At 68.0% G+C, this 19,163-nt stretch carries 17 protein-coding genes; 4 read left to right on the top strand and 13 right to left on the bottom strand.

The features are described from left to right. The 3 genes from PKE75_RS06945 to coxB form a co-directional block, all read right to left on the bottom strand. Positions 1 to 960, bottom strand: coding sequence for a heme o synthase (locus tag PKE75_RS06945; protein ID WP_271167989.1), 960 nt, complete (start codon positions 958 to 960; stop codon positions 1 to 3). Between the two features lie 153 nt (positions 961 to 1,113). Further along, positions 1,114 to 2,724, bottom strand: coding sequence for a cytochrome c oxidase subunit I (ctaD, locus tag PKE75_RS06940; RefSeq protein WP_271167988.1), 1,611 nt, complete (start codon positions 2,722 to 2,724; stop codon positions 1,114 to 1,116). Positions 2,725 to 2,758: 34 nt separating this feature from the next. Then, positions 2,759 to 3,622, bottom strand: a complete 864-nt coding sequence (coxB, locus tag PKE75_RS06935) for a cytochrome c oxidase subunit II (protein WP_271167987.1) — start codon at positions 3,620 to 3,622, stop codon at positions 2,759 to 2,761. A gap of 362 nt (positions 3,623 to 3,984) precedes the next feature. Between coxB and PKE75_RS06930 the strand changes: the two genes are divergently transcribed. After that, positions 3,985 to 4,488: an invasion associated locus B family protein gene (locus tag PKE75_RS06930; protein WP_271167986.1), complete on the top strand. Its 504-nt coding sequence runs from the start codon at positions 3,985 to 3,987 to the stop codon at positions 4,486 to 4,488. A gap of 11 nt (positions 4,489 to 4,499) precedes the next feature. Here PKE75_RS06930 and PKE75_RS06925 read toward each other — a convergent pair whose 3' ends face one another. The 3 genes from PKE75_RS06925 to pabB are packed head-to-tail and all read right to left on the bottom strand — an operon-like array spanning position 4,500 to position 7,323. Beyond that, positions 4,500 to 5,339: an aminotransferase class IV gene (locus PKE75_RS06925; protein ID WP_271167985.1), complete on the bottom strand. Its 840-nt coding sequence runs from the start codon at positions 5,337 to 5,339 to the stop codon at positions 4,500 to 4,502. Beyond that, positions 5,327 to 5,920, bottom strand: coding sequence for an anthranilate synthase component II (locus PKE75_RS06920; RefSeq protein ID WP_271167984.1), 594 nt, complete (start codon positions 5,918 to 5,920; stop codon positions 5,327 to 5,329). The genes PKE75_RS06925 and PKE75_RS06920 overlap by 13 nt, the downstream gene beginning before the upstream one ends. After that, entirely contained in the window at positions 5,917 to 7,323 is a 1,407-nt protein-coding gene (gene pabB / locus PKE75_RS06915) for an aminodeoxychorismate synthase component I (RefSeq protein ID WP_271167983.1), read from the bottom strand. Before pabB ends, PKE75_RS06920 begins: the two co-directional genes overlap by 4 nt. Before the next feature lie 247 nt (positions 7,324 to 7,570). On the opposite strand from pabB, the gene PKE75_RS06910 reads away from it, so the two are divergent. The 3 genes from PKE75_RS06910 (at position 7,571) to PKE75_RS06900 (ending at position 9,975) form a co-directional block, all read left to right on the top strand. Next, positions 7,571 to 8,149, top strand: a complete 579-nt coding sequence (locus tag PKE75_RS06910) for a gluconokinase (RefSeq protein ID WP_271167982.1) — start codon at positions 7,571 to 7,573, stop codon at positions 8,147 to 8,149. Between the two features lie 52 nt (positions 8,150 to 8,201). Then, positions 8,202 to 9,590 carry a GntP family permease gene (locus tag PKE75_RS06905; RefSeq protein WP_271167981.1) on the top strand — a complete coding sequence of 463 codons (1,389 nt, stop codon included), beginning with the start codon at positions 8,202 to 8,204 and terminating at the stop codon, positions 9,588 to 9,590. A 160-nt stretch (positions 9,591 to 9,750) separates the two neighbouring features. After that, positions 9,751 to 9,975, top strand: coding sequence for a hypothetical protein (locus PKE75_RS06900; RefSeq protein WP_271167980.1), 225 nt, complete (start codon positions 9,751 to 9,753; stop codon positions 9,973 to 9,975). A 20-nt stretch (positions 9,976 to 9,995) separates the two neighbouring features. Here PKE75_RS06900 and PKE75_RS06895 read toward each other — a convergent pair whose 3' ends face one another. The 7 genes from PKE75_RS06895 to PKE75_RS06865 all read right to left on the bottom strand — a co-directional run bounded on the left by PKE75_RS06895 (position 9,996) and on the right by PKE75_RS06865 (position 19,066). Next, a complete protein-coding gene (locus PKE75_RS06895) occupies positions 9,996 to 11,342 on the bottom strand; it encodes a M16 family metallopeptidase (protein ID WP_271167979.1) in 1,347 nt (448 codons plus the stop codon). A gap of 57 nt (positions 11,343 to 11,399) precedes the next feature. Beyond that, positions 11,400 to 12,752 carry a M16 family metallopeptidase gene (locus PKE75_RS06890; protein WP_271167978.1) on the bottom strand — a complete coding sequence of 451 codons (1,353 nt, stop codon included), beginning with the start codon at positions 12,750 to 12,752 and terminating at the stop codon, positions 11,400 to 11,402. Between the two features lie 146 nt (positions 12,753 to 12,898). Continuing rightward, a complete protein-coding gene (locus tag PKE75_RS06885) occupies positions 12,899 to 13,519 on the bottom strand; it encodes a hypothetical protein (RefSeq protein ID WP_271167977.1) in 621 nt (206 codons plus the stop codon). A gap of 46 nt (positions 13,520 to 13,565) precedes the next feature. Beyond that, positions 13,566 to 14,063, bottom strand: coding sequence for a signal peptidase II (gene lspA, locus PKE75_RS06880; protein WP_271167976.1), 498 nt, complete (start codon positions 14,061 to 14,063; stop codon positions 13,566 to 13,568). Between the two features lie 13 nt (positions 14,064 to 14,076). Continuing rightward, a complete protein-coding gene (gene ileS / locus PKE75_RS06875) occupies positions 14,077 to 17,010 on the bottom strand; it encodes an isoleucine--tRNA ligase (protein WP_271167975.1) in 2,934 nt (977 codons plus the stop codon). A 77-nt stretch (positions 17,011 to 17,087) separates the two neighbouring features. Beyond that, positions 17,088 to 17,999 carry a GGDEF domain-containing protein gene (locus PKE75_RS06870; protein WP_271167974.1) on the bottom strand — a complete coding sequence of 304 codons (912 nt, stop codon included), beginning with the start codon at positions 17,997 to 17,999 and terminating at the stop codon, positions 17,088 to 17,090. Between the two features lie 89 nt (positions 18,000 to 18,088). After that, complete coding sequence (locus tag PKE75_RS06865; RefSeq protein WP_271167973.1) at positions 18,089 to 19,066, bottom strand: bifunctional riboflavin kinase/FAD synthetase; 978 nt, start codon at positions 19,064 to 19,066, stop codon at positions 18,089 to 18,091. Positions 19,067 to 19,163 lie beyond the last annotated feature (97 nt).

Raw genomic sequence — 19,163 nt, 5'->3', positions numbered from 1 at the left:
TCACATCCAGCCGTGGAACGGCGCGGTGAACGCCGGCGCGCCGGCGGCCTTCTCGGCGAGCAGCACGAAGAACAGCGCGGACAGGTGGATCAACGAGAAGCCGAACAGCTGTCCCGCCGCCCGCCTCGCGGACTCGCCCTCGCGAAGCCGGTAAACCATCCAGGCGCGCTGCACGAAGATCGCGCCGACGATGATCGAAACGATCAGATAGACCAGACCTCCGAGCCCGATGAAGGCCGGAACGACGCCGAGCGGCGCGAGCGCAAGCGCATAGAGCAGGATCTGGCGACGGGTCTCGTCGGGGCCGGCGACGACGGGCAGCATCGGCACGCCCGCGCGGGCGTAGTCGTCCGACTTGATGAGCGCGAGCGCCCAGAAGTGCGGCGGCGTCCACATGAAGATGATCGCGACCATCACCGCGGCCTCGAGGCCGACGGAGCCGGCGGCGGCGGCCCAGCCGACCATCGGCGGCATGGCGCCGGCGAGGCCGCCGATGACGATGTTCTGCGGCGTCCAGCGCTTCAGCCACATCGTGTAGATCACGACATAGAAGAAGATCGTGAAGGCGAGCAGGCCGGCCGCCAGCCAGTTGGCCGTCAGGCCGAGCATCAGCACCGAGCCGACCGACAGCGTCATCCCGAACGCGAGCGCCTCGCCCGGCGTGACGCGGCCCGACGGCACGGGACGGTTGACGGTGCGGGTCATCACCGCGTCGATGTCGGCGTCCCACCACATGTTGAGCGCGCCCGAGGCCCCCGCGCCAATCGCGATGCAGAACAGGGATATCGCAGCAAGGACGGGATGCAGGCCGTGGGGGGCAGCGACGATGCCGGTCAGCGCCGTAAAGACCACGAGCGACATCACCCGCGGCTTCAGCAGCGCGAGATAGTCGCCGACGCCGGCAAGGCTCGGTCCGGGCAACGCTCCCGCTTCGATGTGGTCTTTTTCGATCAGCGACATGAGACGACGAACGACCTTTACGCGGCGGACCGGCCGAAGCGGCCGGGCCGGATGCTGTGATGCTTCGACGACGAACGATGCGCCGGCGGCGCCCCTTCATTCGTCCGCCCATCGGGCGGGAGGCGAGCGATTAAGCGCCCGCCTCCCGGATCGTCACTTGATCTGCGGCAGCGTCTCGAACTGGTGGAACGGCGGCGGCGACGACAGCGTCCATTCCAGCGTCGTCGCGCCCTCGCCCCACGGATTGTCGCCGGCGATCCGCTTCTTCGCGAACGCCTCGAACACGCCATAGAGGAAGATGAGCACGCCGAAGGCCGAGATGTAGGAGCCGATCGACGAGATCATGTTCCAGCCGTGATACGCCTCCGGATAGTCGGCGTAGCGGCGCGGCATACCGGCCAGACCAAGGAAGTGCTGCGGGAAGAACACCAGGTTGACGCCGACGAAGGTCACCCAGAAGTGCGCCTTGCCAATGGTCTCGTTGTACATGTAGCCGAACATCTTCGGGAACCAGTAGTACCAGCCCGAGAAGATGGCGAACACGGCGCCGAGCGACAGCACGTAGTGGAAGTGCGCCACGACGTAATAGGTGTCCTGCAGCGAACGGTCGATGCCGGCGTTCGACAGCACGACGCCGGTGACGCCGCCGAGCGTGAACAGGAAGATGAAGCCGATCGCCCAGATCATCGGGGTGCGGAGCGAGATCGAGCCGCCCCACATCGTCGCGATCCAGGAGAAGATCTTCACGCCCGTCGGCACCGCGATCACCATCGTGGCGAACACGAAATAGGCCTGCGTGTTAACCGAAATGCCGGTCGTGTACATGTGGTGCGCCCACACCACGAAGCCGACGACGCCGATCGCGACCATCGCGTAGGCCATGCCGAGATAGCCGAAGATCGGCTTCTTCGAGAAAGTCGAGATCACATGGCTGATGATGCCGAAGCCCGGCAGGATCAGGATATAGACTTCCGGGTGGCCGAAAAACCAAAACAGATGCTGGAACAGGATCGGGTCGCCGCCGCCCTTCGGGTCGAAGAAGGTCGTGCCGAAGTTGCGGTCCGTCAGCAGCATCGTGATCGCGCCGGCGAGAACCGGCAGCGACAGCAGCAACAGGAAGGCGGTCACCAGCACGGACCAGGCGAACAGCGGCATCTTGTGCAGCGTCATGCCCGGCGCGCGCATGTTGAAGATCGTGGTGATGAAGTTGATCGCGCCGAGGATCGACGACGCGCCCGCGATATGGAGAGCCAGGATCGCGTAGTCCATCGCGGGGCCCGGCTGGCCCTGCTTGGAGGAGTATGGCGGATAGATCGTCCAGCCGCCGGTCACGCCGTGGGAGCCGGGCGCGCCGGGCACGAACAGCGAGATGATCAGCAGGCCGATCGCAGGCGGCAGCAGCCAGAAAGAGATGTTGTTCATGCGCGGGAACGCCATGTCCGGCGCGCCGATCATCAGCGGGACGAACCAGTTCCCGAAGCCGCCGATCATCGCCGGCATCACCATGAAGAAGATCATGATCAGGCCGTGCGAGGTGACGAAGGCGTTGAAGACGTTCTCGTTGCCGAAGATCTGCATGCCGGGGCTCTGCAGCTCCATGCGGATGCCGACCGACAGCGCCCCGCCGAGAATGCCGGCGCAGATCGCGAAGATCAGGTACATCGTGCCGATGTCTTTGTGGTTCGTCGAATAGACGTACCTGCGCCAGCCCGTTGGGTGGGCATGACCGGCGGGGGTGTGGCCGTGCGCCGTAGCTGTCGCCATGACGGTCGTCTCCTCCGTATTTTCTAGGCGCCCGTTAGCGCGACGCGACCGACGTGTTGGCGGAGCCGGCGTCCGCCTGCTCCAGGAGCTTGTCGGCGCCGTCAAGATCGGTCTTCGCGGCCGCGAGCCACTTGTCATAGACGTCCTGGGCGACGACCTGGATCGTGATCGGCATGCCCGAATGCTGCAGGCCGCAGAGCTCGGAGCACTGGCCGTAATAGAGACCCTCCCTCTCCGCCTTGAACCAGGTCTCGTTCAGACGGCCAGGAACGGCGTCGACCTTCACGCCGAAGGACGGGATCGTGAACGAGTGGATCACGTCGGACGCCGTCACCTCGACGCGCACGACCTTGTTCACCGGCACCACCGCCTTGTAATCGGTGGCGAGCTTGTTGGGCTGTCCCGGCTGAAGCTCGTCGGGCTGGAGCATGATCTGGGTCATCGTCAGGCCGCCGGCGTCCGGATAGATGACGTCCCAGTTCCACTGGCGGCCAATGACCTTGATGGTGAGGTCGGCCGGCGGCGGCGAGTACTGCGCGTAGAGCAGGCGGAACGACGGAACGGCGATCACCACCAGGATCAGCACCGGTATGATCGTCCAAGCGACCTCAAGCAGGGTGTGATGCGTCGTCTTCGAGGGAACCGGGTTCTTCGACTCGCGGAACCGGACGACGACGATGACGAGCAGCGCCAGCACGAACAGCACCACCGCCGCCATGATGACGACGATGAAGCTGTGGAACTCGTGCGCCTGGCGGAACACCGGCGTGACGGCGTCCTGCAAGCCGATTTCCCAGGGAGACGGCTGCCCGACGCCCGCATAGGCCGGGGCGGCGGTCGCGAGCGAGGCTGCGAGGGCCGCGATCGATAGCGTCGTCTGACGTCCGGTTCGGAGCATGTGCGTGCGAGCCTCTTCGTCGCTTCCCTGAGACCTTGTCGAAGGCCCCTCGTTGTCATGCGGCGGGCTCGTCGGAGCAAGTGCCCGGTCGACCGCGCCGCGTTTTGGCGTCACCGGTAAGATGTCCGTAGCGACGAATCCAGCGTCGCCTTCAGGCGCCTTACTTATCAGCGGAACGTTGAAACCATAAGCGTTCCAAAAGCTCAATGTGACGATTTGTGGGTGTTCATGCGGCATTTGGGCGCGAAAAAGGCAAAAGCCCGCGACGCCTCAGAGGGTTCGTCCGTCGCGCCACCTTGCTTGACACCGCATCGGGCTCTGTTACCCCCCTGTTTCGCCGATTGATCCGGAGACCGCCGACCGTGCCAACCTTCCGCAAATCGGCTTTCGCTCTCGCCGCGGCGCTGTTCGTGCTCTCGCCGGTCGCAGCATCGGCCCAGGGCGCAGTCAAGGCGACGCACGGCGACTGGCAGATGCGCTGCGACACGCCGCCTGGGGCGCAGGGCGAGCAGTGCGCGCTCGTCCAGAGCGTCACGGCCGAGGACCGGCCGAACGTCGGCCTCACCGTCATCGTGCTGAAGACAGCCGACAAGAAGAGCAGGCTGCTGCGCGTGCTGGCGCCGCTCGGCGTGCTGCTGCCCTCGGGGCTTGGACTGCGAATCGATCAGGTGGAGGTGGGTCGGGCCGGCTTCGTGCGCTGTCTGCCGAACGGCTGCGTCGCCGAGGTCGTGCTCGAGGATACGCTTGTGAACCAGCTGAAGACCGGCAAGCAGGCGACCTTCATCATCTTCCAGACGCCCGAAGAAGGCATCGGCGTGCCCGTGTCGCTCAACGGCTTCGGCCCGGGCTTCGACGCGCTGCCCTGAGCCGAGCCCCGTTAGCGCTGGAGCGTAGCGCCGCAAGCCTCCGCGACCGCCGCCGCGACGCGCTGGATGACGGCCTCGCCGAGGCCGCGACCTGTCTTCTTCTCTCCGTCGATGGCGTTCACCGGCGTCAGCAGCCGTACGCTGTTGGTTGCGAACGCCGCGTCGGCGTCGGCGAATTCTTCGGGCGTCATCGCGCGCTCTGACGGATGAAGGCCAACGCTCGGCGCCAACTCCAGAACGAGCGCCCGAACCACGCCGGGGAGCACGCCTTCTCCGATCGGCGGGGTCACGATCAAATTTTTGTTAACCATGAAGAGGTTCGCCATCGACGTGCATGCGACGCGTCCGCTGACGTTCAGCATCAGCGCGTCATTCGCGCCCGCCGAGCGCGCAGCGTCATAGGCGAGCACGTTGTCGAGATAGCTCAGGGTCTTGGCGCGGGACGCGAAGGAGCTTGGATTGCGTCGGACCAAGGCGGTCACGAGGCTCACGGGCGTGAACATCGCCGAACTCGGATAGGGCGAAGACGAGGCGATCACCGTCGTTGAGCCGCCTTCCGGAATGGCCAGCCCGCGCGCGCCGGCGCCCCTCGTGACGGTCAGCCGGATCACGAGGTCGCCGCCCGCGCCTGCAAGCGCCGCGACCTCCCGCTCGAGCAGGCCGCGGTTGACCGGCAGGCGGATTTCTGCGGCCGCCGCGATCATGCGGTCGAGATGGCGGTCGAGCAGCGCCGGCTTACCGCCGAACACTGCGATCGTTTCGAACAGCCCGTCGCCCAGCGTCAGCCCGCGATCCCCTAGGTCGAACGCGGCCGCGGACGGGTTCTGGATCACGCCATTCAGGCGATGCATGGCGTCCACTGTCCGGCTATCGCGAGAAAGTTCTGCAACAGCCTGTGGCCGCCCTCCGTCAGGATCGATTCCGGATGGAACTGCACGCCGAAGGTCGGATGCCGGTCATGGGCGAGCGCCATCGCCTCGCCTTCCTCCGAGCGCCCGGTCACCTTGAGCGGACCAGCGTAGCCCTCGTCGAACTCCACGATCAGCGAGTGATAGCGCGCGACCGAAACCGGGTTCGGCAACCCTTCGAACAGGCCTGTCCCGTCATGCTCCACCCGCGAGGCGCGGCCGTGGAGCGGCCGGTGGGCGCGCTCGACCCGGCCGCCGAAGACCGCTCCGATCGCCTGATGGCCGAGGCACACGCCGAGGATCGGCGTCACGCCCGAGAGCCTGCGGATCAGGTCTAGCGAGATCCCTGCTTCGTTCGGCGTGCAGGGGCCCGGAGAAATCACGATCGAATCCGGGGCAAGCCGCACGACGTCGTCGACGGTCGCCGCGTCGTTCCGGACGACCTCGGTCGTCTCGCCGAGCTCCTCGAAATAGCGGGCCAGATTGAAGACGAAGCTGTCGTAATTATCGAGCAGCAGGATCATCTCAACCCTCCCGCGACCGCGCGCGGCGACGCGCCGGAAGCCCCGTCGGCGAGGGCGCCGCCGAACGCCTCGAACACCGCGCGCGCCTTGGTCAGCGTCTCGTCGAATTCGGCCGCGGGATCGGAGAGCGCCGTGATCCCCCCGCCGGCCTGGAACACTACCTTGCCGCCGGAGATCGTAGCTGTGCGGATCGCGATGTTGAAATCCGCGTCGCCCGAGAAACCGAGCCAGCCGATCGAGCCGCAATACACGCCGCGGGCATGGCGCTCGATCTCGGTGATGATCTCCATCGCGCGGAGCTTGGGCGCGCCGGTGATCGACCCGCCGGGGAAGCTCGCGCGCAGCAGATCCATGACGCCGAGCCCCTCGCGCAGCCGTCCTGTGACGACCGACACGAGGTGGTGGACCGAGGCGTAGGTCTCGAGACCGCAGAGCGTCGGGACCTCGACGGTGCCGGGACGGCAGACCCGCGACAGGTCGTTCCGCAAGAGGTCGACGATCATCACGTTCTCCGCCCGGTCCTTCTCGGAGCCGAGCAGCGCGCGCGAGGAGGAGCCGTCGGCGATCGGGTCGGCCCAGCGCTTCGCCGTGCCCTTGATCGGCCGGGCCTCGACCCGGTCGCCCTCGACCCGCACGAAGCGCTCCGGAGAACTCGACGCCACCACCACGTCGCCAAAATCGAGATAGGCGGCGAACGGCGCGGCGTTGCGGGTGCGAAGACGGCGATAGAACGCCCAGGGGTCGAAGGCCTCGGGAAGATCGGCGAGGAAACGCTGCGCGACGTTCGCCTGGAAGATGTCGCCGGCCAGCACGTATTCAACGACGCGCGCTATCGCGTCGACATAGGCGGCCCGGTCGAAATTCGAGGAGAACAGCAGCGGCGCCGGCGCGACCACCGGCGCGGACCGGGTCGCCGGACGCGACAGCAGCGCGAGCGCCGCCTCGGCCCGAGCCGCCGAGCGCGCCTCGCGGGCCGCCGTGTCCGCTTCGGGAGCGCCGGTCGAGATCAGCCAGGCTCTGTCGGCCGCGTGATCGCAGGCGACCACCCAGTCGTAAAGCGGTAGCACCGCGTCCGGGATGCCAAGATCGTCGACGTCGGGCGTCGGAAGCCGCTCGAGCCTGCGGCCGTATTCGTAGGAGATGAAGCCCGCCGCGCCGCCCTGGAACGGCGGCAGGTCGGGATGAGAAGAGATCCGGGGCTCCGAGAGGGCCTGACCGAGCGCCGCGAGCGGGTCGCCCTCCACGGCCCGGCCGCCGAGCGTCGCGGTCGCCCCGCGCACGTCGAGCACGGCGTAGGGGTCGGCCGTGAGATACGAAAAGCGGCCGAGGGTCGCGTGCGGCATCGCGCTGTCGAGAAAGACGAGATGCGGCAGTCCCGCGAGCCGTTCGGCCAGCATGGGCATGTCTGTCGTCGGAAGCTCGTGAACCTGCATCTGCCGAACGCGCTACGCCGCCGCGGGCGTCGCCGGCGGTCTGTCGCCCAAGGATAGAGGGGCGTCGCTCCCACGTCATGCGCTTCCGCGAAGCGCAGGCGTCGAACGCGGGCTTTGGAACGCGCCGAGCCATGTTATGCCTAGCGCTTAGCCGCCTTTCCGGGCGGCCAAGACCAGAGCGCCGCAGCCGTCAAGGCTGCGCAAAGGGAGCGCGCAAATGGCGGAGTCCGGGAAGCCAGCGGCTCATGGCCGCGTCTGCGTCGTCGTGATGGGTCCGTCCGGCGTCGGCAAAACCACCATCGCCCGAATGCTCGCCGAGCGGCTCGGCTGGACCTTCGCCGAAGCCGACGAATTTCATCCCAAGGCCAATATCGAGAAGATGTCGGCGGGGATTCCGCTCGACGACGATGACCGCGCGCCCTGGCTCGCGTTGATCCGCGACTGGATCGGCGACGAGGCGCTTCACGGCCGCGACACGGTGGTCACCTGCTCAGCGCTGAAACGGCGCTACCGCGACGTGCTCCGCGAGGCCGTCGCGCATGTCCGGTTCCTGGCGCTCGCCGCGGAGCCCGCTTTGATCGAGGCCCGGCTCGCCAGTCGCACAGGCCACTACATGCCGGCCTCGCTGCTCGCCTCGCAGTTCGCAGCCCTCGAACCGCTCGAGGATGACGAGGACGGCGTCGCGGTCGATGTCGGGCCGCCGCCCGAGGCGATCGTCCGCGACGCGCTCGCAGCGCTCGGGATCGCCGACGCCGCGCGATCCCCGGTCGTCGCGAAGACCGCGTCCCGCACGTAAAGGCGCGTTCCGGTCACGCCGCAACGCCTTAAGAGCACGAAGGGCGAATCCCATGAACGCCGCCGCCAGTCCGGCCCCCGCGCTCGCCACCGGCCCGCTGCTGCTGATCGCGGCGGTCGCGATCCTCGCGCTGCTCGTCCTCATCATGCGCTTCAGGATCCACGCCTTTCTGGCGCTGGTTCTGGTGAGCCTGCTGACGGCCTTCGCCGCCGGGATCGCGCCGGAAAAGGTGGTGCCTACGCTGCTCAGCGGTTTCGGAACGACCCTCGCCAGCGTCGCGCTGCTGGTCGGCCTCGGCGCGATGCTCGGCAGGCTTGTCGAGGTGTCCGGCGGCGCGCAGGCGCTCGCCGACGACCTGATCGGCTTCTTCGGCGAGAAACGGGCGCCGCTCGCGCTCGGGGTGGCCTCTCTGATCTTCGGCTTCCCGATCTTCTTCGACGCCGGGCTGGTGGTGATGCTGCCGATCATCTTCACGGTCGCGCGCAGGCTCGGCGGCGGGCTGCTGCGCTACGGCATTCCAGCCGCCGGCGCATTCTCGTGCATGCATGTCTTCGCGCCGCCGCATCCGGGGCCGGTGGCCGCGACAGAGTTGATCAAGGCCGACATCGGCCTCGTCACCCTGCTCGGCGTCGCGATCGCCATCCCGACCTGGTACCTCACGAGCTATCTGTTCGGCCTGTGGATCGGCAAGCGCATCGACGTGAAGGTGCCGGAGTTGCTCAGCGGCGGCCCGATGGCCGAGCGCGACCTGAATCCTCCGAAATCCTCGACCGTCGTGCTGCTTCTGCTGCTGCCGCTGGCGATCATCTTCGTGAACACCGGGCTCGACACGCTGGGGGCGCTCGGCGTGGTCGACCGCAAGGCGGGATGGTTCCTGGTCGCGCGCGGGCTCGGCGCGACGCCGGTCGCGCTGCTCGTCGCGGTGCTGGTCGGCTCCTATGTGCTCGGCGTGAGGCGCGGAAAGAGCCGCGCTGCGATCGAAAAGCTGCTCGATAGCTCGCTCGGTCCGATCTGCGCGATCACGCTGATCACCGGCGCGGGCGGCATGTTCGGCGGCGTGCTGCGCGCGAGCGGCATCGGCGACGCGCTTGCGCATGTGCTCGACGGGATGGGACTTCACATCTTCATCGCTGGCTACGTCATCGCAGCCGCGCTGCGGATCGCGCAGGGATCGGCGACGGTCGCGCTCATTACGGCGGCGGGGCTGGTCCAGCCGGCCGTCGAGGCGGCGGGCTACCAGGGACTGGAGCGCGCCGCGATCGTGGTCGCGCTCGGAGCCGGATCGGTGATCGCGAGCCATGTCAACGATTCCGGCTTCTGGCTGGTCGGCCGGTTCTTCGACATGGACCTGAAGACCACGCTGAAGACGTGGACGGTGCTGGAGACGCTGATCAGCGTGATGGGGTTTGCGCTGGCGGGCCTGGTCTTCGTTCTGTTCTGACAGCCCTATCGGTCGCGACCACCGGCCAGCAGCCTTCAGCCGACGCTCGATCGTCGCCGGATCCGGCGACGCTCTTTCATAGGACTCGAAAGATTTCTGTCGAGCAAAATCTGGAACGAATTCTCCAAATCCACGTTGGAATTCTTTGGAGACCAAATAAATGTCCCGCGATCCGCACGCATTGAGCGCGTCAGATATTGAAATTCTTCAGCAGTTATTTTTGAAAGACGAAATTTTGATGGTCGACGGACAGTCGGTTTCCAAGCTGGCCGCCTTGGGGATGATCAAGGCGCAAGAGACCGGCTGGCAGATTACTGCCCTTGGCCGGAAAGAAATCGAGGAACGGCTGGCGGCCAAATCAGCGCCCGATCTGCCGCTCCTCTGAGGAGGGTCTCTGCTTCCTGCTCAGACGGCCGCGTCGGCCTTCGATCCGCCTGCGCCGGGCGCGGCCCGCACGACCGCGCCGGGCAGCCCCGTCGGCTTGCCGACCGCCACGACGAACAGATCGCCCTCGCCGAACAGCGACTTGGCGGCCGCCCTGATCTCCGCCTCGGTCACCGCCGCAACCATCGAGTTGCGCTTCGAAATGTAGTCGGCGCCGAGATGGTCGAGCTGCAGCTGAACGAGCTGGTTCGCGATCTTGGCCGAGGTGTCGAACCGCAGAGCGTAGGAGCCGATGAGGAACTTCTTGGCGCTCTCGAGCTCCTTCGAAGTCGGCCCCTCATCCGCGATCCGGACGATTTCGGAACGGATGAGATCGATCGACTGCCCGGCCCTGTCGTTGCGCGTCGCGACGCCGCCGAGCAACAGGCCGGAATGGTCGTAGGGCGACAGGTAGCTGTAGACCGAATAGGCGAGACCGCGCTTCTCGCGGACTTCGGTGAACAACCGCGACGAGAACGAGCCGCCGCCCAGAATGTGGTTCACCACATAGGCTGGAATGAAGCTCTCGTCGTTGCGCAGCGGTCCCGGCCGTCCGAAGACGATCGAGCTCTGGGGAACGTCGAGCGTCACGACGACGGTGCTGCCGACGCCCTGGGGCGCCACGGTCGGCACCGTGACGAGCTCCGCCGTCTCTGGCAGCCCAGCCAGCAGATGATCGACGAGCGTGGCGAGACGCTCCGGCTGGATCGCTCCGACCGCGCCGATCACGACGTTGTCGCGCGCGATCACCTTGCGATGGACGCTCACCAGATCCGCGCGGGAGATCGACTCGAGGCTGTCGATCGCGCCTCGCGTCGGGCGGCCATAGGGGTGGCCCGGGAACGCCTCGGCGAAGAAGACGCGGCCGGCGAGATCGTCGGGATCCAGCGCGTCGCGCCGAAGCTGGGCGGAAAGCTGCCCGCACATGCGCTCGACCGCGTCCTCGTCGAAGCGCGGCGATGCAAGAGCCTCGGTCAGCAGCCGGAAGGCCTCGTCGAGATTTTCAGGCAGCGTCCGCAGGCTCGCCGTCACCGCGTCTCGATTCGACGAGAAGGACAGCTCGATCGCCTTTTCCTCAAGCGTCTCCTGGAAGACGTCGGCGGGCATGTCGCCTGCGCCTTCATCGAGCAGCGTCGTCATCAGGCTGACGAGGCCGGCCTTGCCCTCGGGGTCCTGCGCTGCGCCTCCCCGGAACGCGATCTCGACCGAGATCACCGGAACGGTGTTCTCCTCGACAAGCCAGGCCTCGGCGCCGCCGGGGGTCTTCACCCGCTGGATGTCGGTCGCACGGGCGGGCGTCTGGGCGGCGAGCGTCGGGGCTGCGGACATGGTTGCGTCGAACATCCTGAGGGGCGACGCGGCGGCCGAGGCCGCCGGCGCTGAGCTTTAAGGGCGCGACGCGGCCGCGGGCGCCGCGACCAGTTCGCCCGTCACGGAGCGACGCTTGTCGAGCACCTCGCGAGCGGCGTCGCGGACCGACTCGGCGCTGACCGCGCGGATGCGCGACGGCCATTCGCGGACGTCCTCGATCGTGCCGCCGGTCGCGAGCGACGCGCCGTAGATGCGGGCGAGCGTCGCCTGGCTGTCCTGCGCGTAGATCGTGTCGGCGACGAGCCGCGTCTTGGCCCGCTCCAGTTCGGAGGCGGTCGGCCCGTCGGCGGCGATCTTCGCGATCTCCTCGTCGATCGCAGCCTCGAGCTCGATCAGAGCCCGTCCGTCGCGTGGCACGGCGTAGATCGCGAAGCGGCCGTCGTCCAACGCGTCGCCGTGATACCAGGCGCCGGCGTTGGCCGCGATCGCCTTGTCGACCACGAGCGCGCGATAGACCCGCGCCGTCGTGCCGCCGCCCATAATCTGGGAGAGCAGATCAAGCGCATAGGCGCGATCGCCCTCCGCCGTCTCGTAGGACGGGGCGAGATAGTTGCGCTGGATCGACGGCTGGGTGACGCGCGGATCCGAGAGCTGGACGCGGCGCGCCGCGCGCGGCTCGGGCTCGCGCGGCCGAAGCCTCGCGCCGGTCTCGGCGCGGCGGGCGACTTTGCCGTAGGTCTCCTCGGCGAGGGCTCGGACTTCATCGGCCCCGACGTCTCCCGCCACGACGAGGATCGCGTTGTTCGGCGTGTAGAAGCGATCGTAGAACGCGATCGCGTGGCGCCGGTCGAGCTTCTCGATCTCGTGCTCCCAGCCGATGATCGGCGCGCCATAGGGATGGTTCACGAACAGCGCGGCGGCGACCGCCTCGCCGAGCTGCGCGCCCGGATCGCCTTCGACCCGCGAGCGGCGCTCCTCGAGGATCACGTCGCGCTCAGGATCGACGACGTCATCGGTCAGCTGAAGCCCCTCCATGCGGTCGGCCTCGAAGGCCATCACCGTCTTCAGATGCTCACGGGCCACGCGCTGGAAATAGGAGGTGTAGTCGTAGGAGGTGAAGGCGTTTTCCTGGCCGCCCAGCTCCGCCACCGCATGGCTGAAGGCGCCGGCGGGGTTCTTCTCCGTGCCCTTGAACATCAGGTGCTCGAGGAAATGGGCGATGCCAGATTCCCCGCGCGACTCGTCGGCCGAGCCCACCTTGTACCAGATCATGTGGGTCACGACCGGCGCGCGCCTGTCGGGGATGACCACGACCTGCAGCCCGTTGGCGAGGGTGAAGGTCGTGACCTCTGGTCCCGCACTGCGGCCGGTCCCGACGATCTCCGCTGGCTTCAGGCCGGGCGCGCCGGCCGGCGTGGCTTCAGCCATCAGCTTCTGGATCCTTCCGGCGTCGCCTGGAGATAAGGCGTCAGGCGCGCATGGCGCTGATTAAGGCGAACGGTCCGCCGGCGGTGGCCGACGGACCAGTTACACATTCAAGTCGTGACTGGACGCGCGCGGCGCAAGCCGCGGCCTCAGTTTCCGAACAGCCGTCCGTACCAGGGCTTCGCTTCGGGCTTGACCTGCGCGCTTACGCCGTTTCCGACCAGATAGCCGGGGGGCGGATCGCTGAGCCGGGACCGCGAGCCGGCGGGCGCGGCGTCCGCGGTCCGGTTCATCCGCTGGGATTTCAGTTCGTCGGGCGACATCCGCTGGATCGTGTTGTCGTAGGTCGTCGAGCCGCCGGTCTCCGTCACGGCGCCGGCGCCGGCGGTGCGCCGCCCCTGGAGCTCGTCCGGGCTCAGCCGCGAGTTCCGGTCTATCCGCGCGTTATAGGTTTCGGTCGGCAGTTCGTTGGCGCGGGCCTTGCGCTCGGCGCGGGCCTGCGCGTCCGGATCGCTCGGCCAGGCGTCGTCCGAACGGCCGGGCCCCTTCGCCTGAGGCGGCGGGAGGCTCGCATTCGAGCTCGGCGGCACGAGCGGGGCGCGCTCCTTGTAGTCGATGTCCGGCTTTTCCTTCTCGCCCATGCCGAGGCTGTCGAAGAACTCCGTGATCGGATTCGACCCCATGTCGTCGGCGGCGAGGGCCGGACCCGCGACGGACGCCGCCCCGAGGGCGATCGCGGCCGAGGCGAGGCATGCTGTGATCTGGCGCATGGATTTGATGCTCCTTCCGGCGGCTTCGGCGGCGAGCGGCGGCGGATCAGCCTACCTCGCGCTCAGCCCTCTGGCCGCGGAGCGCACCATACAGAAGCAGCAGAACCCCCGCAACGATCGCGGCGTCCGCAAGATTGAACACGTACCAAGTGACCTCGCCCCAGTGCAGAAGGGCGTAGTCGACGACCGCGCCATAAACGACGCGATCAAGGCCATTGCCGACGGCGCCGCCGAGAATCAGCGCAAGCCCGATCGCGGAGACCATCTGCTCCTCGCGGCGGATCCACAGCGCGATGAACACCGACGCGACGATATGCACGGCGACCAGCACCCAGCGCCCGACCTCGCCGTCCTGTTGCAGCAGGCCGTAGCTGACGCCGGTGTTCCAGATCAGCACGAGGTCGAACACGGGCAGGACCGGCACGCGTCCCTTCGACGCGAGGTCGAAGGGAAACAGCGCCCAGAGCTTGATCGCCTGGTCGAGGACGAAGACGAGCAGCGCGACGAGGAAGGCGCGACGGGCGGGGGGAGCCAGGGGGGTCATCCCGCGAGGGCGGTCACGCCGCCTTCTCCGCCGCTTCCGTCCATTCCCGCATCGCCTGCGCGTCGCGCGGGGTGATGTCGGGATACTCGGGATCGGCGCCGACGTCCGGCGTCACCTTCCAGGAGCGCGCACATTTGCGGCCCTCGGCGCGCGCCGGGACCACCGCGACGCCGGGGATCTCGGCCAAGCGGAACGCGTCGTCCGGGCCCTCGTCCGAGACGAGCCGCACCGCGCTCGTGATCGCGACCTCGGCGAGGTCGACGCCCTCGAGCGCGCCGAGAAGCTCCGGGTCCGTGACATGGACCAGGGGCGCAGCTTCGAGCGACGAGCCGATGCGCTTCGCGGCGCGTTCGATCTCGAGCGCCCCGGTCACCACGCGCCGGACGCGCCGCACCTTCTCCCACTTCGCCGCGAGCGCCTCGTCGCGCCAGGACGGGTCGGCGAGCGCGAACAGCTCGAGATGCACCGAGCCCTCGTCGGAGGGGAAGCGAGACAGCCAGGTCTCCTCCGCCGTGAACGGCAGAAGGGCGGCCAGCCGCGTCACGAGGGTGCGGAACAGCCGGTCGACGACGGTGAGGCAGGCCCGGCGCGTCAGCGACGACGCCGGGTCGCAATAGAGCGCGTCCTTGCGGACGTCGAAGTAGAAGGCCGAAAGGTCGTTGGTGAGGAAGGTGAACAGGCCTGCGAAGCCGCGCTTGAAGTCGAACGCGTCGTAGGCCGCGCCGATCTCCAGATCGACCTCGGCGAGCCGGTGCAACATGTAGCGCTCGAGCTCCGGCATCTCGGCGAAGGCGACGGCGTCGCTCTCATGGAAATGGGCGAGCGTGCCGAGCATCCAGCGCAGCGTGTTGCGCAGCTTGCGGTAGGCGTCGGTGGTGGTCTTCAGGATCTCCTGGCCGATGCGCAGGTCGTCCTCATAGTCCGCCATCACCACCCAGAGCCGCAGGATGTCGGCGCCTGACTGCTTGATGATGTCCTGCGGCGCGACGACGTTGCCGAGCGACTTCGACATCTTCCGCCCCTGCTCGTCGAGCACGAAGCCGTGCGTCAGCAGCGCGTCGTAGGGCGCGCGGCCGCGCGTTCCGCAGCTCTCCAGCAGCGAGGAATGGAACCAGCCGCGGTGCTGGTCGGAGCCTTCGAGATAGAGGACGAAATCCTCTCCGCCGTCGACCGCGCGCTTCGGGCTGAGGTCCGGCCGCCGGTCGAGCACATAGGCGTGGGTCGAGCCGGAATCGAACCAGACGTCGAGAATGTCGCCGACCTTCTCGTAGTCGTCGAGCGAATAGTCGTTGCCGAGGAAGCGGCGGCCGTCGTCGGCGAACCAGGCGTCGGCGCCTTCGAGCTCGAAGGCCTCGGCGATGCGCGTGTCCACGCTGCGGTCGCTCAGCAGTTCGCCCGTCAGCTTGTGGACGAAGACGCAGATCGGCACGCCCCAGGCGCGCTGGCGCGAGACCACCCAGTCCGGCCGCTGCTCGATCATGCCGCGCAGGCGGTTGCGCCCCTGCGGCGGATGGAACGCCGTGGCGTCGATCGCGGCGAGCGCGCGCGAGCGCAGCGTGTCGGCGGGACCTGCGATGTCCTGGTCCATGTGGATGAACCACTGCGGCGTGTTGCGGAAGATGACGGGCTTCTTGGACCGCCAGGAATGCGGGTACTGGTGCCGCAGCTTGCCGCGCGCCACGAGCCGGCCGGCCGCGACCAGCGCCTGGATGACCGCCTGGTTGGCGTCGCCCTTGTCGCCCTTGTCGGTGATGACGGAGCGGCCTTCGAAGCCTGGCGCGTCCTTGGTCAGGAAGCCTTCCGCGTCGACCGTATACGGAATTCTCGATGAGATTCCACGGGCCTCGAGCACAGCCTTGCTGTCGACCCAGAGGTCGAAGTCCTCCCGGCCATGTCCCGGCGCCGTGTGCACGAAGCCTGTGCCGGCGTCGTCCGTGACGTGGTCGCCCGGCAGCAGCGGAACGGCGAAGTCGTAGCCAAGCTCAAGCAACGGATGAGCTGCGACCAGCCCTTCGAGATCGGATGCGGGAACGGTCTTAAGCTTTTGGTAACCAAGAACTTTGGCGGCCTTAAAGACGCCCTCCGCCAATCCGTCCGCCAGCACGAAGCGCTGGCCGACCTTGGCCCAGTTGTCCTCCGGCGCCTCGGTCACCTCATAGACGCCGTAGGCGATCTTCGGCGAATAGGCGATCGCGCGGTTCCCCGGCAGCGTCCAGGGCGTCGTGGTCCAGATCACGACCGAGGCGCCGTCGAGCGCTCCGTCCTTGACGGGAAACGCCACGAACACCGTGTCGCTGGTGAACTCGTGATACTCGATCTCTGCTTCCGCGAGCGCGGTGCGCTCGACGACCGACCACATCACCGGCTTCGAGCCGCGATAGAGCTGGCCGGTCGTGGCGAAGGTCATGATCTCGCGGGCGATCTGCGCCTCGGCGGAGAACTTCATCGTGGTGTAGGGGTCGGCCCAGTCGCCGGTCACGCCGAGGCGCTGGAACTCCTCCGACTGCACGCCGATCCAGTGCTGCGCATAGGTCCGGCATTCCTGCCGGAACTCGATGACCGGCACGTCGTCCTTGTTGAGCCCCTTGGCGCGGTAGCCCTCCTCGACCTTCCACTCGATCGGCAGGCCGTGGCAGTCCCAGCCCGGCACGTAATTGGCGTCGAAGCCGCCCATCTGACGGGTGCGGACGACGACGTCCTTCAGCACCTTGTTGAGCGCATGGCCGATGTGGAGGTGCCCGTTGGCGTAAGGCGGCCCATCGTGCAGCACGTATTTGCGCCGCCCGGCCGAGGCCTCGCGCAGCCGCTCGTAGAGCTTGATGCGCGCCCACCGCTCAAGGAATTCCGGCTCGCGCTGCGGCAGCCCCGCGCGCATGGGGAAATCCGTCTTGGGCAGGAACAGCGTTTCGGAATAGTCGCGCGAAGCGGCGGTGGCGTCGGAGGGCATCGGGCGTCCGGATGTTCGTCGAACTGGCTTCGCGCCGCGGCGGTCAGCGACCTGATGCTGAAGCGGCGCGTCTCACGTCAGGCTGTCGAAGCGCCCGTGCCTTGTAGCAGGGTCGCGCCGTCGCACAAGCCAGAGGGGCGGAGGGCCGACCGCGCGGCGGCGGCGAGCGACGGAGCGGCGACCGGCGTCAGTTCGCGGAGTTCGTCGGCGGGGGGAGCCGCCTCGGCGAACGCGACGGCGTTGCGCCCGCTCCTCTTGGCCTCGTAGAGCAACTCGTCGGCCGCCAGGACGGCGTCGGAAAGCGTGTCGCCGGTCGTCAGCCTCACGACGCCGGCGCTGACGGTCAACGAGACGGCCTCAGGCTCGTCGAGCCGCAGCGGCGCTTCCGCGATTTCACGCCGCAGAGCTTCGGCGATCCGCACCGCGTCGTCCCTGTCCTTGGCGGACAGGACCGCGCCGAACTCCTCCCCCCCGATCCGGCCGAACACGGCGTCGGCGGGTCCGGCCGCGATGAACGTCGCGGCCACCTGGCGCAAGGCGCGGTCCCCGATCGCGTGACCAAAGCGATCATTGATCGTCTTGAAGTGGTCGACGTCGAGGATCATCAGCCAGCCCTCCCCCGACCTGCGGCGTTCCGCGGCGACCTCGAGAAAGCCGCCTCGCCCGAGCAGCCCCGTCAGATCGTCGTGCTTCGCCCTTTCAGCCAGTTCGTCATAGGCGGCCGCCAGCGCTCTGTGGGCCTCGTCGAGCTTGACATGCACAGCCGCGAGTTCGGCCCGCGCCATCCGCTGCCGGTCGTTCTGCCAGAACTGCCACGCGCTCGCCGGCGCAGCCACGACGAGAGGGCAGATCACGCACATAAGCCAGGCGTTGCCGTCCACCACGCCGCCAATCGCGGGGACGACCGTCACGACGACCGCGAGGGTCGCGACGACCGACAGGCACGCCGCAACGGCCGACTTCAGGATGATCGCGCCAGCACGCTTCATGGCTCCGAACTCTAGGCCGGCAAAAATTGCAGAGCTATTTCGCGTCGTCGCGCAGCGCTCGCCCACCTTCCCACCGGCCGGGACAGCGTTCACGTCAGCGCGCTTGGCGCGAGCGGGTCTTCCGGGGCGGCGAGCGCCATGCGGGCCGCCTCGACGTCGCGGGCCATCTGGGCGATCAGCGCCTCGACGCTGTCGAACTTCGCCTCCGGCCGCAGATGCGCGACGAGTTCGAAGCGCAACCGCTTGCCGTAGAGATCGCCCGAGAAATCGAGCAGATAAGGCTCGAACAGCGGCGCGCCGTTCTCCATGAATTGCGGGCGGCGGCCGAAGTTCGCCACGCCCTCCACGACCCTGTCGTCGACCAGCGCCTTGACCGCGTAGATGCCGTGGGCGAGCCGCGTCTCCGGCGCAAGCCGGACGTTCGCGGTTGGAAAGCCGAGCTCGCGGCCGCGCTTGTCGCCGTGGACGACCTCGCCCTCGACGATCCAACGACGGCCGAGCAGCCGGTTCGCGCCAACGACGTCGCCGCTCGCCAGCTTGTCGCGGATCGCGCTCGACGACACCGGCGTCGCCCCGCCGTAAGGCGGGACGACCTCGACGAACATGCCATGACGGGGGCCCGCCTCGGCCAGGAACGAGGGTGAGCCCTCGCGGCCGCGGCCGAAATGAAAGTCCCAGCCGACGACCGCGGTGTGGGCGGCGAGCCGGTTCGCCAGCACATCGGCGACGAAGGCCTCGGCGTCGATCGCGGCGAGCGTCTCGTCGAAGGTCAGCACAACCGTCGCGTCGGCGCCGGCGCGGGCGAGCATTCGGGCTTTCTCGTCCCGCTCGGTCAGGCGGAACAGCGGGATGTCGGGCCGGAAGAAGGTCCGCGGATGCGGCTCGAAGGTGAGGGCTACGACCGGGCGCCCGGCGGCGTGCGCGGGCGCCGCCGCCTCACGCAGCACGCTCGCATGGCCGCGATGCACGCCGTCGAAATTGCCCACGACGACATGACCGTCGCGCAGGTCAGCGGGAAGGTCGGGCGGGTCGATCAGCAGCGGCGGGGAAGCAGAAGGAACGGCCATCGGGTCCGACGGTTTTTCGCGGACGCGAGATGGCCTGCGCGGGCGTCCACCGTCAAGGGCGAGGTCGCCGCATCGACCCGGCGCAAGCGCCCGCCGG

Origin of the sequence: Hansschlegelia plantiphila, from assembly GCF_027922265.1 — a bacterium.
GTDB lineage: Bacteria > Pseudomonadota > Alphaproteobacteria > Rhizobiales > Methylopilaceae > Methylopila > Methylopila plantiphila.
This window is presented reverse-complemented; position numbering and strand designations above follow the sequence as displayed.

What these genes read in the sequence shown, in the direction of transcription:
- PKE75_RS06920 (WP_271167984.1), bottom strand. Translation starts at nt 5,920, where the DNA reads ATGATCCTGCTGCTCGATAATTACGACAGCTTCGTCTTCAATCTGGCC.
- ctaD (WP_271167988.1), bottom strand. Translation starts at nt 2,724, where the DNA reads ATGGCGACAGCTACGGCGCACGGCCACACCCCCGCCGGTCATGCCCAC.
- PKE75_RS06885 (WP_271167977.1), bottom strand. Translation starts at nt 13,519, where the DNA reads ATGCGCCAGATCACAGCATGCCTCGCCTCGGCCGCGATCGCCCTCGGG.
- PKE75_RS06945 (WP_271167989.1), bottom strand. Translation starts at nt 960, where the DNA reads ATGTCGCTGATCGAAAAAGACCACATCGAAGCGGGAGCGTTGCCCGGA.
- PKE75_RS06910 (WP_271167982.1), top strand. Translation starts at nt 7,571, where the DNA reads ATGGCGGAGTCCGGGAAGCCAGCGGCTCATGGCCGCGTCTGCGTCGTC.
- coxB (WP_271167987.1), bottom strand. Translation starts at nt 3,622, where the DNA reads ATGCTCCGAACCGGACGTCAGACGACGCTATCGATCGCGGCCCTCGCA.
- PKE75_RS06865 (WP_271167973.1), bottom strand. Translation starts at nt 19,066, where the DNA reads ATGGCCGTTCCTTCTGCTTCCCCGCCGCTGCTGATCGACCCGCCCGAC.
- PKE75_RS06905 (WP_271167981.1), top strand. Translation starts at nt 8,202, where the DNA reads ATGAACGCCGCCGCCAGTCCGGCCCCCGCGCTCGCCACCGGCCCGCTG.
- PKE75_RS06870 (WP_271167974.1), bottom strand. Translation starts at nt 17,999, where the DNA reads ATGAAGCGTGCTGGCGCGATCATCCTGAAGTCGGCCGTTGCGGCGTGC.
- pabB (WP_271167983.1), bottom strand. Translation starts at nt 7,323, where the DNA reads ATGCCCATGCTGGCCGAACGGCTCGCGGGACTGCCGCATCTCGTCTTT.
- lspA (WP_271167976.1), bottom strand. Translation starts at nt 14,063, where the DNA reads ATGACCCCCCTGGCTCCCCCCGCCCGTCGCGCCTTCCTCGTCGCGCTG.
- ileS (WP_271167975.1), bottom strand. Translation starts at nt 17,010, where the DNA reads ATGCCCTCCGACGCCACCGCCGCTTCGCGCGACTATTCCGAAACGCTG.
- PKE75_RS06890 (WP_271167978.1), bottom strand. Translation starts at nt 12,752, where the DNA reads ATGGCTGAAGCCACGCCGGCCGGCGCGCCCGGCCTGAAGCCAGCGGAG.
- PKE75_RS06925 (WP_271167985.1), bottom strand. Translation starts at nt 5,339, where the DNA reads ATGCATCGCCTGAATGGCGTGATCCAGAACCCGTCCGCGGCCGCGTTC.
- PKE75_RS06900 (WP_271167980.1), top strand. Translation starts at nt 9,751, where the DNA reads ATGTCCCGCGATCCGCACGCATTGAGCGCGTCAGATATTGAAATTCTT.
- PKE75_RS06895 (WP_271167979.1), bottom strand. Translation starts at nt 11,342, where the DNA reads ATGTCCGCAGCCCCGACGCTCGCCGCCCAGACGCCCGCCCGTGCGACC.